At 49.3% G+C, this 17,270-nt stretch carries 16 protein-coding genes; 13 read left to right on the top strand and 3 right to left on the bottom strand.

Annotated elements, in window-relative coordinates; translation table 11 throughout:
• Window positions 1–36 precede the first annotated feature (36 nt).
• The 4 genes from AC2T15_RS07420 to AC2T15_RS07405 are packed head-to-tail and all read left to right on the top strand — an operon-like array spanning window position 37 to window position 7,747.
• Window positions 37–3,324 carry a tape measure protein gene (locus AC2T15_RS07420; protein WP_486777906.1) on the top strand — a complete coding sequence of 1,096 codons (3,288 nt, stop codon included), beginning with the start codon at window positions 37–39 and terminating at the stop codon, window positions 3,322–3,324.
• Entirely contained in the window at window positions 3,324–3,725 is a 402-nt protein-coding gene (locus AC2T15_RS07415; protein ID WP_486777905.1) for a hypothetical protein, read from the top strand. The genes AC2T15_RS07420 and AC2T15_RS07415 overlap by 1 nt, the downstream gene beginning before the upstream one ends.
• 59 nt (window positions 3,726–3,784) lie before the next feature.
• Window positions 3,785–7,351, top strand: a complete 3,567-nt coding sequence (locus AC2T15_RS07410) for a hypothetical protein (RefSeq protein ID WP_486777904.1) — start codon at window positions 3,785–3,787, stop codon at window positions 7,349–7,351.
• A 57-nt stretch (window positions 7,352–7,408) separates the two neighbouring features.
• On the top strand, window positions 7,409–7,747 hold the full coding sequence (locus tag AC2T15_RS07405) for a hypothetical protein (RefSeq protein ID WP_486777903.1): 339 nt from the start codon (window positions 7,409–7,411) through the stop codon (window positions 7,745–7,747).
• Here AC2T15_RS07405 and AC2T15_RS07400 read toward each other — a convergent pair.
• The gene (locus tag AC2T15_RS07400; protein WP_486779029.1) at window positions 7,725–9,026 is read right to left on the bottom strand and encodes an ISL3 family transposase; all 1,302 of its coding nucleotides are present in this window, start codon (window positions 9,024–9,026) and stop codon (window positions 7,725–7,727) included. The genes AC2T15_RS07405 and AC2T15_RS07400 overlap by 23 nt on opposite strands.
• 217 nt (window positions 9,027–9,243) lie before the next feature.
• On the opposite strand from AC2T15_RS07400, the gene AC2T15_RS07395 reads away from it, so the two are divergent.
• The 9 genes from AC2T15_RS07395 (at window position 9,244) to AC2T15_RS07355 (ending at window position 16,173) form a co-directional block, all read left to right on the top strand.
• A complete protein-coding gene (locus tag AC2T15_RS07395) occupies window positions 9,244–9,786 on the top strand; it encodes a hypothetical protein (RefSeq protein WP_486777902.1) in 543 nt (180 codons plus the stop codon).
• 89 nt (window positions 9,787–9,875) lie between these two features.
• A complete protein-coding gene (locus tag AC2T15_RS07390) occupies window positions 9,876–10,556 on the top strand; it encodes a hypothetical protein (protein ID WP_486777901.1) in 681 nt (226 codons plus the stop codon).
• Window positions 10,557–10,567: 11 nt separating this feature from the next.
• Window positions 10,568–12,457 (top strand): hypothetical protein, encoded by a 1,890-nt coding sequence (locus AC2T15_RS07385; protein WP_486777900.1) that lies wholly within the window; start codon window positions 10,568–10,570, stop codon window positions 12,455–12,457.
• Window positions 12,444–12,680, top strand: a complete 237-nt coding sequence (locus AC2T15_RS07380) for a hypothetical protein (protein WP_486777899.1) — start codon at window positions 12,444–12,446, stop codon at window positions 12,678–12,680. The genes AC2T15_RS07385 and AC2T15_RS07380 overlap by 14 nt, the downstream gene beginning before the upstream one ends.
• A 43-nt stretch (window positions 12,681–12,723) precedes the next feature.
• A complete protein-coding gene (locus AC2T15_RS07375; RefSeq protein ID WP_486777898.1) occupies window positions 12,724–13,428 on the top strand; it encodes a hypothetical protein in 705 nt (234 codons plus the stop codon).
• Window positions 13,429–13,485: 57 nt separating this feature from the next.
• Window positions 13,486–13,965: a hypothetical protein gene (locus AC2T15_RS07370; RefSeq protein WP_486777897.1), complete on the top strand. Its 480-nt coding sequence runs from the start codon at window positions 13,486–13,488 to the stop codon at window positions 13,963–13,965.
• Window positions 13,958–14,446, top strand: coding sequence for a lysis system i-spanin subunit Rz (locus tag AC2T15_RS07365; protein WP_486777896.1), 489 nt, complete (start codon window positions 13,958–13,960; stop codon window positions 14,444–14,446). Before AC2T15_RS07370 ends, AC2T15_RS07365 begins: the two co-directional genes overlap by 8 nt.
• A 41-nt stretch (window positions 14,447–14,487) precedes the next feature.
• A complete protein-coding gene (locus AC2T15_RS07360; protein ID WP_486777895.1) occupies window positions 14,488–14,715 on the top strand; it encodes a hypothetical protein in 228 nt (75 codons plus the stop codon).
• Window positions 14,716–14,829: 114 nt separating this feature from the next.
• Window positions 14,830–16,173 (top strand): IS1182 family transposase, encoded by a 1,344-nt coding sequence (locus AC2T15_RS07355; protein WP_486777894.1) that lies wholly within the window; start codon window positions 14,830–14,832, stop codon window positions 16,171–16,173.
• 235 nt (window positions 16,174–16,408) lie between these two features.
• Here the strand turns inward: AC2T15_RS07355 and AC2T15_RS07350 are convergent, their stop codons facing one another.
• Together AC2T15_RS07350 and AC2T15_RS07345 are read right to left on the bottom strand one after the other, a co-directional pair.
• Window positions 16,409–16,783 carry an Aca2/YdiL-like domain-containing protein gene (locus tag AC2T15_RS07350; protein WP_486777893.1) on the bottom strand — a complete coding sequence of 125 codons (375 nt, stop codon included), beginning with the start codon at window positions 16,781–16,783 and terminating at the stop codon, window positions 16,409–16,411.
• Window positions 16,784–16,846: 63 nt separating this feature from the next.
• Window positions 16,847–17,260: a hypothetical protein gene (locus AC2T15_RS07345; RefSeq protein ID WP_486777892.1), complete on the bottom strand. Its 414-nt coding sequence runs from the start codon at window positions 17,258–17,260 to the stop codon at window positions 16,847–16,849.
• Window positions 17,261–17,270: the final 10 nt, after the last annotated feature.

Here is a 17,270-nt window from a genome sequence, read left to right as displayed (position 1 = left end):
CCGCTTCGGCGGGTTTTTTTATGCCTGGAGAAAAGCATGGCGGGAATTAAAGAAAGACTGATTCAAGTGGTGCTGCGCGGTAAAGACCTGCTATCGCCAGAAGCCAAGAAAGGTAAAGATGCACTAAATGAGCTGCGTACCGCTGGCGCTGAGCTGCGTAAAGAACTAGAAAATGCAGAGTCGCAAAGCACCTTAGCTAAATCATTACTAGCCCTAGAAAAAGACAGTAAACGGGCAGAGACCGAAGTAGAGCGTGCCCGCGAAAAAGTAGAAGCACTAACTAAAGCACTAGATGCCGAGCCAGCCAGTAAAGGTTTAGAAAAATCGCTAGAAATTGCTGCTAGAGAAGCGCGTACAGCCGAACGCAACTTAAACAAATTAAAGCAAGAAACCATTGACTACACCGCGCGAGCAAAAGCTGCTGGCATTGATACCAGCAAACTAGCAGATGAAGAAAAACGCCTGAGCAGCGAAGTAGATAAAGCCAAAAAAGCAGTAACCAGTAATACCAAAGCAACCAAGGATTTAGAGCGCGAACAACGGGCTGCCGCACGCGCCGCAGCAGAGCAAGCGGCCAGAACCACCAGTTTGGGTAATGCATTACGTTCGGCTGAAAAAAAGGTGTTGGGGTATGCCGCTGCTTATATTTCGCTAAAGGCTGCCACTAACCTAGCGGCTAAAGGCTTAGGCTTGGTGCGCGCCGGCATTGAAAAAGTAATTAGTGTGGGTGATGGCGCTGAAAAAACCAAAATTCAGCTAGAAGGCTTAATGGGTAGCGTGGCCGGTGGCGAACAAGCCACAGCATGGATTGAAGAGTTTGCAGACAAAACAGGCCAGCGCATTGATGACGTGACTGAAGCCTTTGCCGAGCTAAAAGCCTATGGGCTAGACCCGATGGACGGCACCATGCAGGCGATTATGGATAAAACCGCTCAATTAGGCGGTGAAACTGAAAAGCTGAAAGGTATCTCGCTGGCTGTTGGTCAGATGTGGGCTAAAGAGAAGATTGTACAGGAAGAGGTAAACCAGCTTCGTGAGCGTGGCGTAAACGCATTTGATCTGCTTAGTAAAGCAATGAATAAAAACGTTAGTGAGCTGCAAGATATGGCAGCCGCTGGCAAGTTGGGGCGTAACGAGATTCGCTTGCTGATTGATGAGATGGGCAAGTCTGCCGATGGGCAGGCAGCGCGGGCAGTTGAAACACTGTCAGGTAAATGGAATGTGCTGCTCAACCAGTTTCAAAAGTTTGGCGAGAAAACAGCCTCACATGGGGCTATGGACGTTGTAAAAGAAAAGCTTCAAGGAATCTTGGATAAGACAATCGAGCTAACTGATGATGGAACGCTAGACAATCTAGCAGAAGCATTAAGCGATGCCTTTGTTCAAGGGTTAGAGAAAGTTGATGAATTTGTTGCTGGGCTGAACGCTGTCGGTTTTAAGCAGCTTATCAATGAGAGCGCTGAATGGCTGCGTAGCTTTGGATCGCATGTTGACGAAGTGCAAGACAAGGGTGAGCGCGTTGTAGCTGCTTTCAGTGGGGCATGGAACGGATTTAAAATGTTAGTTACCGGTGCCGCTACAGTGATGATGCAAATCATTAATTTGACGGTGGGGAATGTGCTGAAGGCTGCAGCAACTATAGCCGATGCGCTAGGAATGGATACAGTAAAAGCAAATGCAGAAAACGCCTACCAGTTTCTTGAAGAGTTGCAGACAGCCTATGAGCAAGCTACAGCGGAAAGCGCTAATAACTTAGGCGCCGCTTGGAAAACCGTTACTGAAGAGCGAATCAAGGATAAGAAGAAAGAAAAACAAGAACTAACAGATGCTGAGCGGGCGATTCAAAATGAGCTTAAGCTTTCGCAGGCGCTTGCAGATGAATTGCTGGCGAAACAGAAAGATAATGGGGAGGAGCAGCGTAAAGCAGCGATCGAAGGTAAGCGCGCCATCGAAGACATGGCTGATGCCATGCAGTTAATTGACTCCACCCAGTCCGTTGCAGAGCTTGAAAAGATGCGTAAAGCACTACTAAAAGCCTATCAGGAAGGGCGTATCAGTCAGCAAGAGTTTGAGCAGTCAACTAACTCGTTAAATGGAAAAATAAATCGATTAGGCAAAAGTGGTACAGAAACAGCCAAAGATTTAAAAACCTTTGAAGGTGTTCTTAAGGCTATTGAAAATGCAGCCAACGAGCTGGACTTGCGGGAAGCTGATGCGGCTTTGAAAAAGCTATATAGAGAGGGGGCAATTGATGCAAAGCAACTAGCTAAAGGGCAAGAGCAAGTTAAGCAAGGGCTGCTTGAGTTAAAGCCAGCAGCTGAAACTGCAGCTAAGGCATTAAAAGAAACACAAGAGGCCTCCAAAGTTTGCGGAGCAATGAAGGAGCAGACAGATTGCGTTGAGAACGAGCTTGAAGAGCAAGCCATGCACATTAAGAGTTTCTTTGATGAAGTTCTGAGTCGAGCGCGTGAGCCGCTAGCGGAGATGAGCGAGCAAGCGCTTGCGGCTTTCGATGCGTTGCAAGGGTTACCCTCAGCTGCTGCCCCAAAAATGGATTACAGCTCAGTAGAAGGTTTAACCGAAGCGCTAAAGGAAGCACGCAATGAGCTAAACGGCATTCGTTCTGAGTCAGCCTTGGCGGGCTCAATGGCAAGTGGTTTTAGCAAGTGGGCGGTGCAAACACTGGATCGCTCTAAGCAAATCCAAATTGCATATTTGAACGAAAAAATGGCCATGCAGCAGCTGATCGAGCAATACAACACCGGTGCCATTGGTGCCGCTAAATTTGCTAAATCAGCCGATGAAATGCGTAAAAATGCTGAGTTGCTGGGCGAGGCTGATTTGTCGGGGCTAACCAGCGCGATTGATGCAGCTAAAAGCAAAATGGATCAACTAGCACAAAGCACCCGCAGCACCCTGCAATCACTCAATGACGAGTTACTGCAGTTAAAGGGTACGCAAGAAGAGATCGAAGCAGCCAAGATGCAGTCGCGTAAAGACGACCTGCGTCAGCAACTGGTTGTGGCGCAGAAAGACGGTGACGCTGAAGCAATCCGTAATCTGCGCCAAGCGCTTAATACTCTAGCCGAGATCGAGGCCGAAAAAGAGCGGCAGCTACGCAACCAGCGGGCTGAAGAGGCTAAGGCCGAAGCCCAAAAAGTAGCTGAAGAAAAAGCCAAGGCACAGCCGGCGCAGAAACAGCCGGCAAAGGTGATTCAGTTGCAGGCTGCTGGACAGTCGGTATCTGTTGGTATTGATAACGACAGCGACGAGCTGGCACTGCTAAAAATCCTAGAGCAAGCAGGCATGAGGACGGTTCGATAATGCAGTTAGATAGCATAAAGCTAGGCAGCTTAGAGTGGGTGGATGAGTTCGATTGGGATGCGGTGGCGCAAGAAACAGATCGCTCAGTGAGCGGGGTGTTTTTAGTGCAAGGTGGGCAAAAGCTTTATGGCCGTCCAATCACGTTACGCAGCAACTCGGGCGAATGGACACCGCTTAGCCTGGTACGCCAGTTAGAGCTACTGCGCGACAGTTACGGTCGCGTAATGGTGCTAAGGGTGCCCGATGGTCGTGAGTTTCACGTGATCTTTAATCGTGACGAGCCACCACTGGAAGCGCAGCCGCTATTTAGGCATGACGTACCCGAGCCCGATCATTTGTATGAAGTTGCGGTGCGGCTAATCACAGTCGAGCCAAAAGAAGAATCACCCCCTGAGCCTTAGCGCCAAACACTGACCAAGAGCCCGCCATGCGCGGGTTTTTTAATGACTAGAGAAAAGCCATGACTATCACAGTAGATGATGTAAAACTGCTCAAGAGCCAGCGCTTAACCGACGAAGCCGATGGCGGTGGCCGCGCTACGGGCGAGGCCATTGTTGATAATGAAATCAATAACCTATTCCCCGATATTTCACGTCTTGACCGCACGCTAGGGCGTATCAACTTACGCAAAGTGTTCGCAGGGGTAATCACTGAAAACCAAGATCGTTACCTTGGCGCGCACTGCATTATTACGCGCAAGCCAGGTGATGATTTAGTGCATGCGCTGATGTTCAATACGGACAGCCAGACAGATGAGCGCGAAGAAGCGCTGGGGTTTATTGAGGGGTATGTGGTACCAAGCGTGATTGCAGACTTTGATCTGATAGGTGACCAGTTTAAAGGCCAGCGGCAGTTGAGTGCAGTGGCTTTTGAGTCGCGGCCAGTGCCAGAGGTTGGCGATGTATTTCAGCTAGTGACAGATACCGCTGAGCAGTTTGTGCGTCTAACTGAAGTTGAGCACGAAATGCGTGAGTTTCACTACGTGGATGATAGCGGCAAGTTGCTTACTTTTTGGCGGCGCTATTTGCGTTTAAGCATTAGCTCGGCGTTACTCTACAAGTTTCCTGGCGGGCAGGTAGTGCCCGAAGGGGTCACCGAGCGTAACCTTGATGGTGAGAAGATTACACGCGTTCGGGCGACGCAAGTTGCAGACTCGGCACGTTATTTTGGCGTGAATAAGCTAGCCCAAGCAGTTAGCGCTGGCTCGCTGACTCTGCAGGTAGAGTCGATTTACTCGCAGCTAGTACCCAGCACGATCAAAGAAAATATTCTGGTCGATCAGATCGCGGGCAGTCGCAAACGGTACAACGTGGCCACCTCAAATAGCGATCGAACCATTAACTTAACTTTTACTAGCTCAGCGGCTGGCCAAAGCCGCAGTTTTATCGGCACGGGCGTATATCGCGGCAGTCTAACGCTTACTGTGTCGGGTTCAGTGTATCGCGACAATGGCGCGGGCGAGCTAAAGCTCAGCAGCGGTGGTGCTAACTTCGATCGTATTACCATTGATTATGAAAGCGGCATGTTAACTGCCTTTCGCCCAAGTGCTTACACGGGATCTGCAAGCGTAACGTATCGCACTGGCGTGGCCGCCACTAATCAATCGGTGACCGGTGAGATTGAAATTAAACTGGGCAACCGTGGCTATGCTTACACGCTGAATCTAAGCGAAGCCAAGCCGCGGCCAGCCACGCTGACAATTAGCTTTATGGCTCTTGGCCGCTGGTATCAGCTCCGCGATGAGGGTGATGGTCAGCTAATCGGCGAAGGTGCTGGAGCGGTGGACTTTGCAACAGGATCAGTTGCGTTAACACTGGATGCCTTGCCGGACGTGGGTAGCTCGATAATTTACGACTACGTTGCCCAAGACGATTTTAACTTTGCAGTGCACACCGGTGCATCATTAGACAGCCCTATCAAGATCGTGCAGGAGCTTAAAAATAAAGGGCTAGATCCGGCAAGTATCAAAGTCACCACCAAACATGGCGGCGTGACTAAAACAATGACGTCAAACGAGCACGGGCAAATTACCGGCGAAGTGGGTACCGGCTTTATTAATGCCGCAGATGGCATTTTAAACTTGGTTATTACCCAGACCTTGGATCTGGGCAGCGCGATTGATGTGCAGTATGAGTTTGGCGCTAACGTCAGCACTAACCTTACGTTAGGTGCTGATGGTGGGGGTATGACGATTGGCACGATACCAGGCGCTCCATTCAAGCCGGGCAGCATTTCGTTTACGTGGGATGTAAAGCGCAAAGGGAAAGTGCCGGTGTTTAATCGCGCTGGTGATCGCGGGCTAGATGCAACGGCAAGTCTTGATGTATACGACACTGAAACGCTAGTCACGCGAAACGTCACAGATGATGGTAACGGCAAGTGGCGAGGCGTAGACGGGCAGATTAACTATCAAACGGGTGAGTTTAGTATCCGTACAGAAGTCACTTACACGGTTAACGAGTACTACATTAACTACCGCCGCAGCAATAAGCCCGAGCTGGCGCACACTCAAAGCACCGAGCGTGAGCGCTTTACTGGCACGATCATCGTTAAAGCGCAGGAAGCTAGCGTTAGTTATGGCGGCGAGCGCGAATCAATCCCGGCGCCGCAACTGGTAGTGGATCTGCTGCCAAACGTTGGTGACTCCATTGTGCCAGGTTCATTACTGCTGAAGTGGGGCAACTCGCTGTATGTAGACCGTGACGGTGTGCTTTATAAAGACATCGATCACACTACAAACGCAGGTACAGCGGTTGGGCGGGTGGATTATGCAGGGCGGCAAATTACGCTAGCTAGCTGGCCAAGCAACGTATCAACCAAGGTTGAGCGCCTGGCCTGCCTAACTACCGCTGTGGGCTTTGGAACCCAGCGTGTGTTTTTCCGTACTGCAGGCTCACCACTACGCCCAGCATCGCTGCAAATAACGGCAGTGCGGATTGATACGGGCGAGGTGGTAACCGCTACACCAAACCTTAACGGGGACGTAAGTAGCGGCATCATTCACGGGCATGTTGATGCGCGCACCGGTATTGCCCGGCTGCAGTTTACGACTGACCCAGATGACGATAGCGGTCTGTCAGATGTGCCAGTGATTGCTGCCTTACTGCGCTATAACGCGGTGCTGCAAACCAGCATGCCGATGGATGCCAAATTACTGGGGCTTAACCCCGTGCGGTTACCCGCTGATGGTCGCGTGCCAATTTATCGCGAAGGCGATGTGCTGGTTATTCACCACACCCAAGCGACAGCTGTAGAGCCAGCGGCAGGTAAAACCATTACGTTAAATCGCGCTGAACAAGCCGAAATCTACGTTGTGGATGCCGAGGGTAATCGGCTAGATGAAGAGCAGTACGAAACCGATCGAGAGGAAGGCACGCTCACTTTTGCCAATCCTTTGCTGCTACAGCAAGAGGACGGCGAGTTGCTGGTACCACCTTTTAAAATCATGGATCGCATCGAGCACATGACTGTGTGCACCGAGGCACAGATCACGGGGCTAGTAGAGATCAACAGCCCGTTGCCGTTCGATGCGCCTGCAGGCGAAACGATGGTCAGCAGCGCTCTAACTTGGGGTGATATGCAATCACGGTTATACCGCTGGTTTACCCAAAAAACATGGAACACCGGCAGCCCCAACTGGAGCGATAACCCGGTAGGTGATCAAACCACGGCCAACTACAACACACTGAACTATCCGCCCATCGTGACCAATATCGGCGCAATTGCAGGCAAGTGGGCGCTGGTTTTTACTAGCACTACGGCATTCCAAGTGGTTGAAGAAAAGCTGGGGATTATCACTGTGGGCAACGTCTCGCAAGACTGCAGTCCAATCAACCCAGCCACTAACACGCCGTATTTTGTGATTAAAAAGGAAGGTTGGGGCACCGGCTGGGCCAGCGGCAACGCCGTGCGGTTTAACACCGACAGCTGCCTTGGGCCAATGTGGGTGGTGCGCAGCATTCAAGCGGGTAAAGGCGCAGTTAAAGACGATCATTTCAAACTGCAGGTACGCGGCGACGCGGACTAAAAGCAATTTAAACAATCAACACAAGCCCCGTAATTGGGGCTTTTTTGTGAGGTGGGTATGAGTAGTAAGCCGATTTTTTATAACTGGGATGACGTGGGTAGTCCTGGGCGAAATTTAACAGGTAATAATCAAAACCGCCTAAAGCAGATTTTAAAAGCTTGCTTGGTAGATGGTTATGGGGATAAACCAGCAGCTGGGTGGGAATTAGTACATGAGCACGCTAATGGTTTTACTCTATTTAATGGTAATGGTTATATTAATTTTGTATCTAACCTGTCTGGTTATCACAGTGATTCCATTGTAATTTATTTATCTGAATCAATCACTGATATTTCAGAGGCCGTCATTCAGGGCTTAAACGGGCTCTTCGCATTTAAGGGTGTAGCTGGTTTCTAAACCCTCCGGATTTCAACAGGCATCTGGCGATGTAGTTGGTTAAATTTCTAAAGCCCAAAGCAGTGCCTCGCAAGTGTTCCAGCCGACCATTGATAGCTTCTGTAGGTCCGTTGCTGGTTCCTGGTCGGTCGAAGTAGGCCAGGATGCTATCCGCGTATTTTTTCAGCGTTTTTCCCAAGCCTTTCACCTCGATGAGCGCTTTGGGCAAGTCACTGGCTGTAATGATATTTATGACCTCTTCCATGAGTTTTTTACCACGCCTTCGATCCGGCTCGTTGTAGGCGCTGACCACCCGTTGGTACATGTTCCAAGTGCAATCCACTTCGAGGTGGTGCTCATCTGCAAACAGCTGGAACAGTTGCTTTTTGTTGGCGTCAGACAGGTAGCTGATCCGGGTCAGCAGCGTTCGACGGCTTTTGTAGAGCGGGTCGCTTTTGCGCCCTCTTCGGCCCAGAGTGTCTTGCTGAACACGCCTGCGACATTCATCCAGCATATTGCTTGCCCAGCGCACGACATGGAAAGGATCCAGCACGGTTTGGGCTTGAGGCAGGGCTTCTTGCGCCGCAGATTTAAACCCCGTAAAACCGTCCATGGCAATGCTTTCAATCTGGTCACGCCAAGCCTTGGGACGATTGTTCAGCCACTGCTTAAAGGCTTGTTTGGAGCGGCCTTCCAGCACAGCCAGCAAGCGCGATGGTCCTGTTTTGTTACGCACGGGCGTAAGGTCAACCACGATGGTGACGTACTTGTCACCACGGCGTGTATGTCGCCAAACATGCTCATCCACGCCCAGCACGGTCACACCGTCAAAACGTGTCGAATCATTAAAAAGCAGGCGCCGTCCTTCGTTGATAATGGCGTTATTGACGGTGTGCCAGGCAACGTCAAGATGACTCGCAACACGGGATACCGACAAGTCATCCAGCACGATGGCAGCCAATGCCCAGCGTATCGCTCCATGGGAAAGCTTTGCGCGTGGCGGCGCAGCACTGCTGGTATCTTCGTGCCAGAAGCAGCCGCAAATACAACGCCAACGCCGAATACGCAGCAACAATGTAGTTGGCCGTTGCCCGTAAGGTGTGTGAGCAAGATACCTATCGACCGTGCCGCGTGAAACGCCAGCAGCACCGCACTTGGGGCACGGCTCAGGTGCTTTGGTGAAACGGCATTCGATGACGGCGCGTTCTGCACAAAGGTGCTGCCCAGTGGCAGTCAGGCCGAGGATATTTAGTTGGCAAAAGCTGGAAAGATCGGGGCTTGAAAAGGTAAGATTGTTCACGTCGGGGGCTTGGTTTTTGTTGGTGTAGGAGCTTACATTTTCCAAGTTCCCCGGCACCTTTTCCAGCCGGTCAGATTTTTTCTACACCCTTAAATGCGAAGAGCCCTTAAACGTATGCTCGGGTGGTTATAGAGATGGTTCAGGAAATAATTACCACACCATTACTGCTGCAGTATTTAACAATTCAAGTTACCTTAATAACTTATCTTGGGTAGTGGTGGCTAATAAAGAATCGGTTAACCTAAGCTTTGTTAGTATTAGTGGAACAGCTATTCGGATGTCTCCATTATTTTTTGGAAATATTATTAATTTTAATGATATTAGCAATAAGTTTGTTGCCCTAGGTGGTCGAAATGTAAGCTTAAATTCTAGTCCTTATTATGCAAGCCTGTCCCACGGTTTTACCAGCTTACGTAATCAAGTTAACGGTTTAGCTGAGTATACTGATATTGGGGCTATACCATTCATTGACAATAGTTACGACTTATGGAGATCAGGTAGTATAAGTAGTCCATACCCTCCCACCCTAAACTTAGGTAGAATTTTAGTCAGATCAGGTAGTAATAATTATGTTGGTTATATACCAGGGGCTTGCTTAGACCCGATTATGCACGCAGCCCACCAACAGACTACATATAGACTATTAGACATAGGTGCTTGGGGTGAGAGAGAACCCGTAATACTTGATAATTTTAAGTACATACCAGTTAACGGTGGTGCTGGTAATTATTTAATCACTGATGATCCAAGGTGGTGGTAATGGAGCTTGTATTAAATCCTCAGTACCCAAATCCTGGTTATGTAGCACCTGTATTTAGAAAAATATCTTACAGAGTAACAAGGGATGGTATGCAGTCCAGTGAATATAAAGAGGCAGCTATATGGGTATCCCTATATGATAGAAAATACCTAGTCATTACCCCACTTCTCAATGGCTATTCTGGTGAGGAGAGATTACTCGCAGAGTCAGTGGATGGAAAGAGGGCCATACTAGTCTACGATTTCCATGACACACCTTACTCAACTATTAGAACTCCCACTATCAATCAAGATATTAACTACAATATCGACCTCAACGACGGTGCTGGCGGTGGCTCTACCGAACCCACCGAGCCAGCCACCGCTGCTGCAGTGGTCCGCGTGAATAAGAAACCAGCAGCCCGTGAGCTATTCGCAGTGGAGCGCCGTGCCGACGGCACTTACCGCTTTGCTGGCAGTACCCTAATCAGTCAGTCTGGCGACTTGGAAATGCAAGTAACCGGTGGTGAGGTGTATGCGATTGCCGTTGATGATTTTGGTATTCCTTACCAAGCTGGGCTTGATTTAGAAGTAGGGCAAACAGTGCGACCTACAAACTTTCAGGGTTGGCTATATGTATGCACCGAACCAGGTAAGCTGTCAAGTACAGAGCCAGAGTGGTGGCCTGAAATTGGCGATAACCCAGCAAGGCCGGTAGGCACCGCGCGACTGCAAGCTACGCGTTACTATCAACCCATAGCACACGGGCCGATTCACTATGAGCTGATCTAAGAGCATCCAACATGAGCAAAGGCTACATACCCAAAACGCCAACGATCTTTGATCTAAGCGGTGAAGCATATAACCCAGCTTCACCGCTTTTTTTTGACTTCAATTCAGCTAAAGAAAACAAGCCGCTTATTACCCTGACTGCAGGCATTAGTTACCGTAATGCCAAAGCCAAAAGCCAGCGCGCACGGGGCATTCGCTTTGCTGATACCTGGTCGCTAGATCAACGCTATCAGCGTGGCCGCTGGGCATTAGCTGCAAGCCATGATCTAAGCAAAAGAACAGGTTGGAAGCCGGTAGCGATTAAAGATGTACAAAGCCAAATTGCTTGGGGCCAAGCCATTGCTCAAGATATTCAGCAGCGCGCAGACTGGAAGCAGTTGCGCGACGTGGATCTAACCCAGCAAATCGCTTGGCATCGGCGGCTACGCTGCATCGATATAAAGCTGCACGTGCTTTACAGCCCAAAACCAAGGGACATTGATCAAGAGGCAAACGCAGCCTGGCTAAGAGTCGATGACTTCGGCAAGCGGCCAAACCCTGCGCAAATCCTGCGCGATAGCCTGTATTTACCTAATACTCTGCCACTGGCCTTTAACTTTGGTGGGCGGCGCTATTCACCGCTGCAAAACGGCGAGGCATTTTTTGATTTTCGCTATATCCCGCCCGAGCCAAAGCTGCAGCCGGTTGATGGCCGCAGTGAGCGCATCCGCTGGGGTGAAGCTAAGCAGATTAACCCAACCACTCGCATTCGCTGGAAGTGGGCCACGCCCACTGACCCACACTTTACTGGCATTAAATACCCCGACTACGACGGCCCCATCATTATTATTCCCGACCCAGAGTCAGCGGGTGAACCCGAAATTAAGGAGACGTACGTGATCGCAAATACAGTCAGTATGTGCGTGCTGCCCGATTGCACCCCAATTAATGCCACGGGCATCGTGATTACCCGTGATATTGATAGCTACAGCTGGACGTTAAGCGCAAACCTATTTGGTCGCGAAAGCATGCAGCTACTCAAGCCCGATCAGAAAGGGCAGAAAAACGTAAAAATAACGATCAATGGCCACGAGTGGATTTTTGTTATCAGCAGCTACAGCAGCCACAACAAATTTCCCAGTGAGCGCTTTACGGTGCAAGGTGCCAGTCGTACGCAATTGCTGGGCGAGCCGTATGCGCGAACCTTTAGCGCTGTAAATGCAGTTGATATTAATGCCGCGCAGGCGGTAGAGGATCTGCTACAAAACACAGGCTTTACAGTGGTGTGGGATAGCGTTAATCAAAATCCACCCGACTGGACGATTAGCGCCGGAGCGCTCACGTATCAAGAGCAAACCCCAATCGAAGTAGCTGGCCGCATTGCCGAGGCGATTGGCGCGGTGATTAGACCGCATGCCACTAAAGATGAGTTCGCAGTGATTCCACGTTATCGCGATCCCGTTTGGCAGTGGCAGGATGCATTCCACGAGCGAATCATTCCGCATCAGATTATCAGCGAGGTAGGTGGGGAGTGGTCGCCCAAGCCCGAGTACAACAGCTGCTACGTGAGCGGTACCACCCACGGCGTGGCAGTCGATGTGCGTCGTGCCGGCACTGCAGGCAATCAACCCGCGCCTGATGTATTTGATGAGCTTATCACTGCCACAGCTGCAGCCCGGGCACGTGGTATTGCTGAAATCTGTAAAGGTGGTAACCAAGAAATCGTTAACTTAACGCTGCCGCTGTTCCCCGTTGATGCACCACCGGCACTGATTCATCCAGCGATGCTATGCGAGGTGCGCCCACATAACGAAGCCAACTGGCGCGGACTGTGCCTAGAAACCACCATTACTGCAGAAGGCACCGGTGCCAGCGTTGTTAAGCAGCAAGTTAAATTGGAGCGTCATCATGGCAATCGTTAACCCCTGGAAGCGTTTTATCAGTCTGTTACCCGACGGCAGCCGGGCAGTGGGCACTGTTACCCACGTTAGCCACGGCAACGGCACAACAACCGTAAAACTACGCAATCAGAGCGAGATTATCGCTCTGGGCGTAGGAGTAGAAGTAGGGCAGAAGTGCTTTATAAAGGACGGGCAGATCGTAGGCCCAGCACCTGATCTGCCGCAGTATGATGTGGAGGTTTAGGGTATTATCGAGAGCTTTTTATAGTTGAGGATAAGAGGGTGCAATGAAGAAGGGATTATGGTTTTGGTTGGCTATTGCTGTTTTTGTAGCTTATGTAAGCTCAATGTTTCTTGCTCCTGCGATTAAATATCAAAACTGGGTTGAAGTTCAAAATGTATTGGAAAGGTGGCAAGCGTTAAATGTCGGGGTTCTAGCGTTTGGTGCAAGTATTTTGCTTTGGTTCAGCACAAAGTACAGAGTAAAGACTGAGGATAACCGAGAGTATAAAGCAGCGAGAGTAATGTTGGTTTTTAGTGCCAATGACCTTCATGAATACATAGTAAAGACTGTGCAAGATATTATCGATGATAAGAAAAATTGCTTGAGTATCGATGGGGTGATGGCAAATTTTGAGAAATATATAAAATACGCCCCTGATGAAAATTCTAAGTTTATTATTGAGACTCTTCGTGTTCTACAGGTTGCAAACGCTAGAAATAAAGGGCGAAAAAAAATTAATGGTAAGCATGATCTCGACTTGATTGGCATTTACTGTCACCTTGCAGCCAGAAACTCAAGAGTGTTTCCATACGCTAGAGGTGATGTATTTGATACTAGCAATATAAAAGCCGCTGAAATCTCAGATGCGTGCCACGGGCTAGATTTAATGAGAAATCCTGAACTTTTAAAACGAATAGATACAGAGTTTTATATAAGACATACAAGCTGTCATATATTTACCAAAGAACAACGTAAATTCTTGAAATAAAATATATAACTAAACCCGCCTCGGCGGGTTTTTTTATGCCTACAGAAAGGTAACCCAATGCTAAAAAATACAATCCAGACGGCGATTGAGCCGGCGCTGGCGCTTTTGCCTGCGCGTATGAAAAGTAAAAAAGCAGTTGTGATGATGCTGGCCATAGGCTTGCAGGAATCTCGTTTTATTCACCGGCGCCAAATTAAGGGGCCAGCGAGGGGTTTTTGGCAGTTTGAGTCGGGCGGTGGCGTGCACGGTGTGCTTAATTTTCACTCAACCCACGATCTTGCAAAGCACATTGCATTAGAGCGCATTGGCACAGCTGATCGTGCAGCCATTTATAAAGCGCTAGAGCATGACGATGTGCTGGCCGCGGCATTTGCACGGCTGCTTTTGTGGACAGATCCACGGTCACTACCTGAGTTGGGCGATGCTCAGGCAGCATGGGATTTATATATGCGCACGTGGCGCCCGGGCAAACCGCATCGGCACACATGGGATGCTTTGTATCAACAGGCGTTAAAAGCGGTGGCTGATTATGAGTAAGCCTATGTATTTAGGATTGTTGGCTGTCGTGGTTATGTTTGCAGCTGGCTGGGCTGCCTGCAGCTGGCAAAAAGATAAGCAAATAGCTCGGTTAGAGTTAAGCCACGCTAACTACTTACGCGGTTTAGCTGAACATAACGCCAAAACTATTAATGACTTATTTAGCGATGCAGAGGCTAAGCAACAGGCACTAACTGAGCTTGATCAAAAGCACTATCAGGAGTTATCACATGAACAAAAAGCTAATCAGCAGCTTATTGCTGAGCTCGCTAGTGCTAAGCACCGGCTGTCAGTCCGTATCGAGTCAACCAACTGCTCTAGTGTGTCCACCAACACCGAAACCACCGGCTTGGATGATGCAACCGGAGCCCGAGCAGAGCTACATCCAGCAACTGCAGCGGATATTTTCCGAGTAGCAGCACAGGCAGATGAATGCCGGGCAAAACTAACAGCACTACAGGAATTTGCTAATCAGCTTTAAGCACCTACACTAAGAAATAACGAATCTTAGCGAGGTGATATATGGATATTAAGCAGCTAGTGGTAGAGGCGAAAAGGCTAATTCCAGACTGTTATGATTATGCCAAAAACTGGCTTGATGACATAAACGAGACGGCTGATTTCGTGGAGGGGCCAGAGCAAGCTATCAGATATTTCATGATGGGAATGTTTTTAGTCGGTGCAATTACTATCGTTCAGCTTGAAGAGTTTGAGCGCATAGTAACGGGGATGAGTAGAAGGCTGCATTAAAATCTAGACGTAAAAAAGCCCCAATTAAGGGGCTCAGACTGCTGACAAACCCCTCGTTCCCATCGAGGGGTTTGTTTTTTATACTGGGCACACATCTGCTGCAGGAGTTGTACAGTGTTACGTGATCGCCCCCAGACCCAGTCCGAACTCGAATTTGTCTGTATTGACGAGCTGGTTCCTTCTGACCATTTACTACGCAAAGTAGATCGTCATATCGATTTCTCGTTTATTCATGATCTGGTCAAAGACTTGTACTGCGCGAACAACGGTCGCCCAGCGCTGGATCCAACCCTACTGTTTAAACTGCTGCTTATAGGCTATTTATTCGGTATTCGTAGTGAACGTCAGTTGATCCGTGAGGTTCAGGTCAATGTAGCCTACCGCTGGTTCCTCGGTTTAAACCTGACCGACAAAGTCCCTGATGCCAGCACCCTTAGTCAGAACCGTCGCCGCCGCTTTAATGACTCGGATATCTACCAGCAAATTTTTGATGAAATCGTCTTGCAGGCGATGCAGCGTAAGTTGGTATCCGGCACGGTACTGTATACCGATTCAACCCACCTGAAAGCCAATGCTAACAAGGGGAAATGGGTCAAAGCACACGCCGTTTCAGAACGGCAAGCCTATATGGATAAGTTGGATCAGGCGATCGAGGAGGATCGCCTAGCCCACGGAAAAAAGCCCTTGCCGCCGCCATCGAGCGAACCTCAGGTGCGGGAAATCAAACAAAGTAAGACCGATCCTGAAAGCGGCTTTATGACTCGGGATAACAAACCCCAAGGCTTTTTTTATCTTGACCATCGTACGGTGGATACCAAAGCCAATATCATTACCGATGTGCATGTCACGGCGGGTAACGTCCACGACGCAGTGCCCTATTTGGCTAGATTGGAACGGCAGACACAGCGTTTTGGCTTTAACGTCCAGTATGTTGGCCTGGATGCAGGCTATCACACCACAGCCATCAGCAAGGGGCTGGAAGATAAAGGGGTAAAAGCGGTGTTTGGCTATCGGCGACCGATCCATCGCCAAGGGTACTTGCGTAAACGTGAGTTTATCTATATCGCCGAAACAGACCAGTATGTGTGCCCACAAGGACAGGCCTTGATTTACAGTACAACTAACCGGGAAGGGTATCGCCACTATGTATCTGATCCGGCTGTGTGCCGACAATGCCCGCTGCTGTCACGCTGTACTCAGAACGCCAAACAACAAAAAACCGTCACCCGCCATGTGTGGGAAGACAGCAGAGAACGGCAGGATGCCAACCGGCTGACGCCTTGGGGTAAGACCATCTATCAGAGGCGCAAAGAAACAGTAGAGCGCAGCTTTGCCGATGCCAAAGAGCTGCACCAATACCGCTACGCGCGGTATCGCGGTCGTCACAAAGTGCAGGCGCAATGCCTGATGACTGCCGCGGCACAAAACATCAAGAAAATCGCACTCCTGGCAGGATAGTGCAGCTTTTGTAAACCTCTTGCCCTCATGAGTGCCTGTTTACACGCCTACTTAAGCTCAGATACGCCCAATTCACCTTAAAAAATCTTGGAGCAAAAACTTCCGCTCTTTGAACGCTTGTCCCATTTGAGCGCTTATCCCAAAAGAAAAAGCGTCATTGAAGTGCATAAAACAACAAACCCCACCAAAAAGGCGGGGTTTGTCAGCTACCTGAGCCCCAATTAAGGGGCTTTTTTTATTGAGGCTCGGCTAGGTTAGCTAGGCCCTCTGTAAAGTAAAGCGCGGCCACACTTTGATTTAGCCGCCATTCCATCTTACGTGCGCCTGGGTGCTTTTCTTGATACTGCTCAAAGCTAATGTAGTACTCAAGCGTGATCTTTTCTTCACCTGCCGCGAGCGCTTCAGCTAACAGCTGGTCAAGCTCATCAATCTTTTCCATTCTAATTGAGATAAGTGCCAGCATTTCATCTACAACATCGTCCGGCACTGCGCGCTCACCAGTTTCCCAATACTGCCAGCTTCGCGTAGAGACGTTGCCAATTTCTTCAGCTGCTTCGGACGCATCAAGCATGAGCAGTTTGCGCGCTGCTTGTAATTCTAAATTGTTCATGGGTTCACCATAAAAAAGCCCGCGGATAGCGGGCTTAGTTTTTAATAATTCTATAAAGCAAAATTACACTTCAACCCAGTCGCCATTTTCATCTTTTTCGACTTCGACGACCTCGCCAAGATCTACGGCGTTTACAGCTACACCATCTTTCTCGTAATCCCAACCGTCATAGCTGTCCACGCTTCCTGTCTCTGGATTCATGTACATTTTTTCAGGGTTTCCGAATTTTAGCGCTAGGTCCAGAGCTTGGTTTAAATCAAACTTTGCGCCATGCTCAGATATGAGCTCCAGTTGAGCTTCGATCTCAGTTTTGCCTACGCCGTAGCCGGCCTCTTTAGCGCAGCTCCACGCGTATTGACCTGCTAGCTGTTCGCTTGAGAACTCGATGCCTTCCATGCCTTCGCATGAGCCTGAATTGATCAGCTCAACTACTTGGTCAATGGAATGTGCGTTTTGTAGGGCGTTAGAAATAAACATAATTTGAATC

It is taken from the genome of Thiopseudomonas sp. SA1F2-1K, assembly GCF_057443035.1.
This window is presented reverse-complemented; position numbering and strand designations above follow the sequence as displayed.

Coding starts and splice junctions, on each gene's coding strand:
- AC2T15_RS07360 (WP_486777895.1), top strand. CDS start 14,488: ATGGATATTAAGCAGCTAGTGGTAGAGGCGAAAAGGCTAATTCCAGAC.
- AC2T15_RS07415 (WP_486777905.1), top strand. CDS start 3,324: ATGCAGTTAGATAGCATAAAGCTAGGCAGCTTAGAGTGGGTGGATGAG.
- AC2T15_RS07350 (WP_486777893.1), bottom strand. CDS start 16,783: ATGAACAATTTAGAATTACAAGCAGCGCGCAAACTGCTCATGCTTGAT.
- AC2T15_RS07370 (WP_486777897.1), top strand. CDS start 13,486: ATGCTAAAAAATACAATCCAGACGGCGATTGAGCCGGCGCTGGCGCTT.
- AC2T15_RS07365 (WP_486777896.1), top strand. CDS start 13,958: ATGAGTAAGCCTATGTATTTAGGATTGTTGGCTGTCGTGGTTATGTTT.
- AC2T15_RS07380 (WP_486777899.1), top strand. CDS start 12,444: ATGGCAATCGTTAACCCCTGGAAGCGTTTTATCAGTCTGTTACCCGAC.
- AC2T15_RS07390 (WP_486777901.1), top strand. CDS start 9,876: ATGCAGTCCAGTGAATATAAAGAGGCAGCTATATGGGTATCCCTATAT.
- AC2T15_RS07375 (WP_486777898.1), top strand. CDS start 12,724: ATGAAGAAGGGATTATGGTTTTGGTTGGCTATTGCTGTTTTTGTAGCT.
- AC2T15_RS07410 (WP_486777904.1), top strand. CDS start 3,785: ATGACTATCACAGTAGATGATGTAAAACTGCTCAAGAGCCAGCGCTTA.
- AC2T15_RS07405 (WP_486777903.1), top strand. CDS start 7,409: ATGAGTAGTAAGCCGATTTTTTATAACTGGGATGACGTGGGTAGTCCT.
- AC2T15_RS07420 (WP_486777906.1), top strand. CDS start 37: ATGGCGGGAATTAAAGAAAGACTGATTCAAGTGGTGCTGCGCGGTAAA.
- AC2T15_RS07385 (WP_486777900.1), top strand. CDS start 10,568: ATGAGCAAAGGCTACATACCCAAAACGCCAACGATCTTTGATCTAAGC.
- AC2T15_RS07345 (WP_486777892.1), bottom strand. CDS start 17,260: ATGTTTATTTCTAACGCCCTACAAAACGCACATTCCATTGACCAAGTA.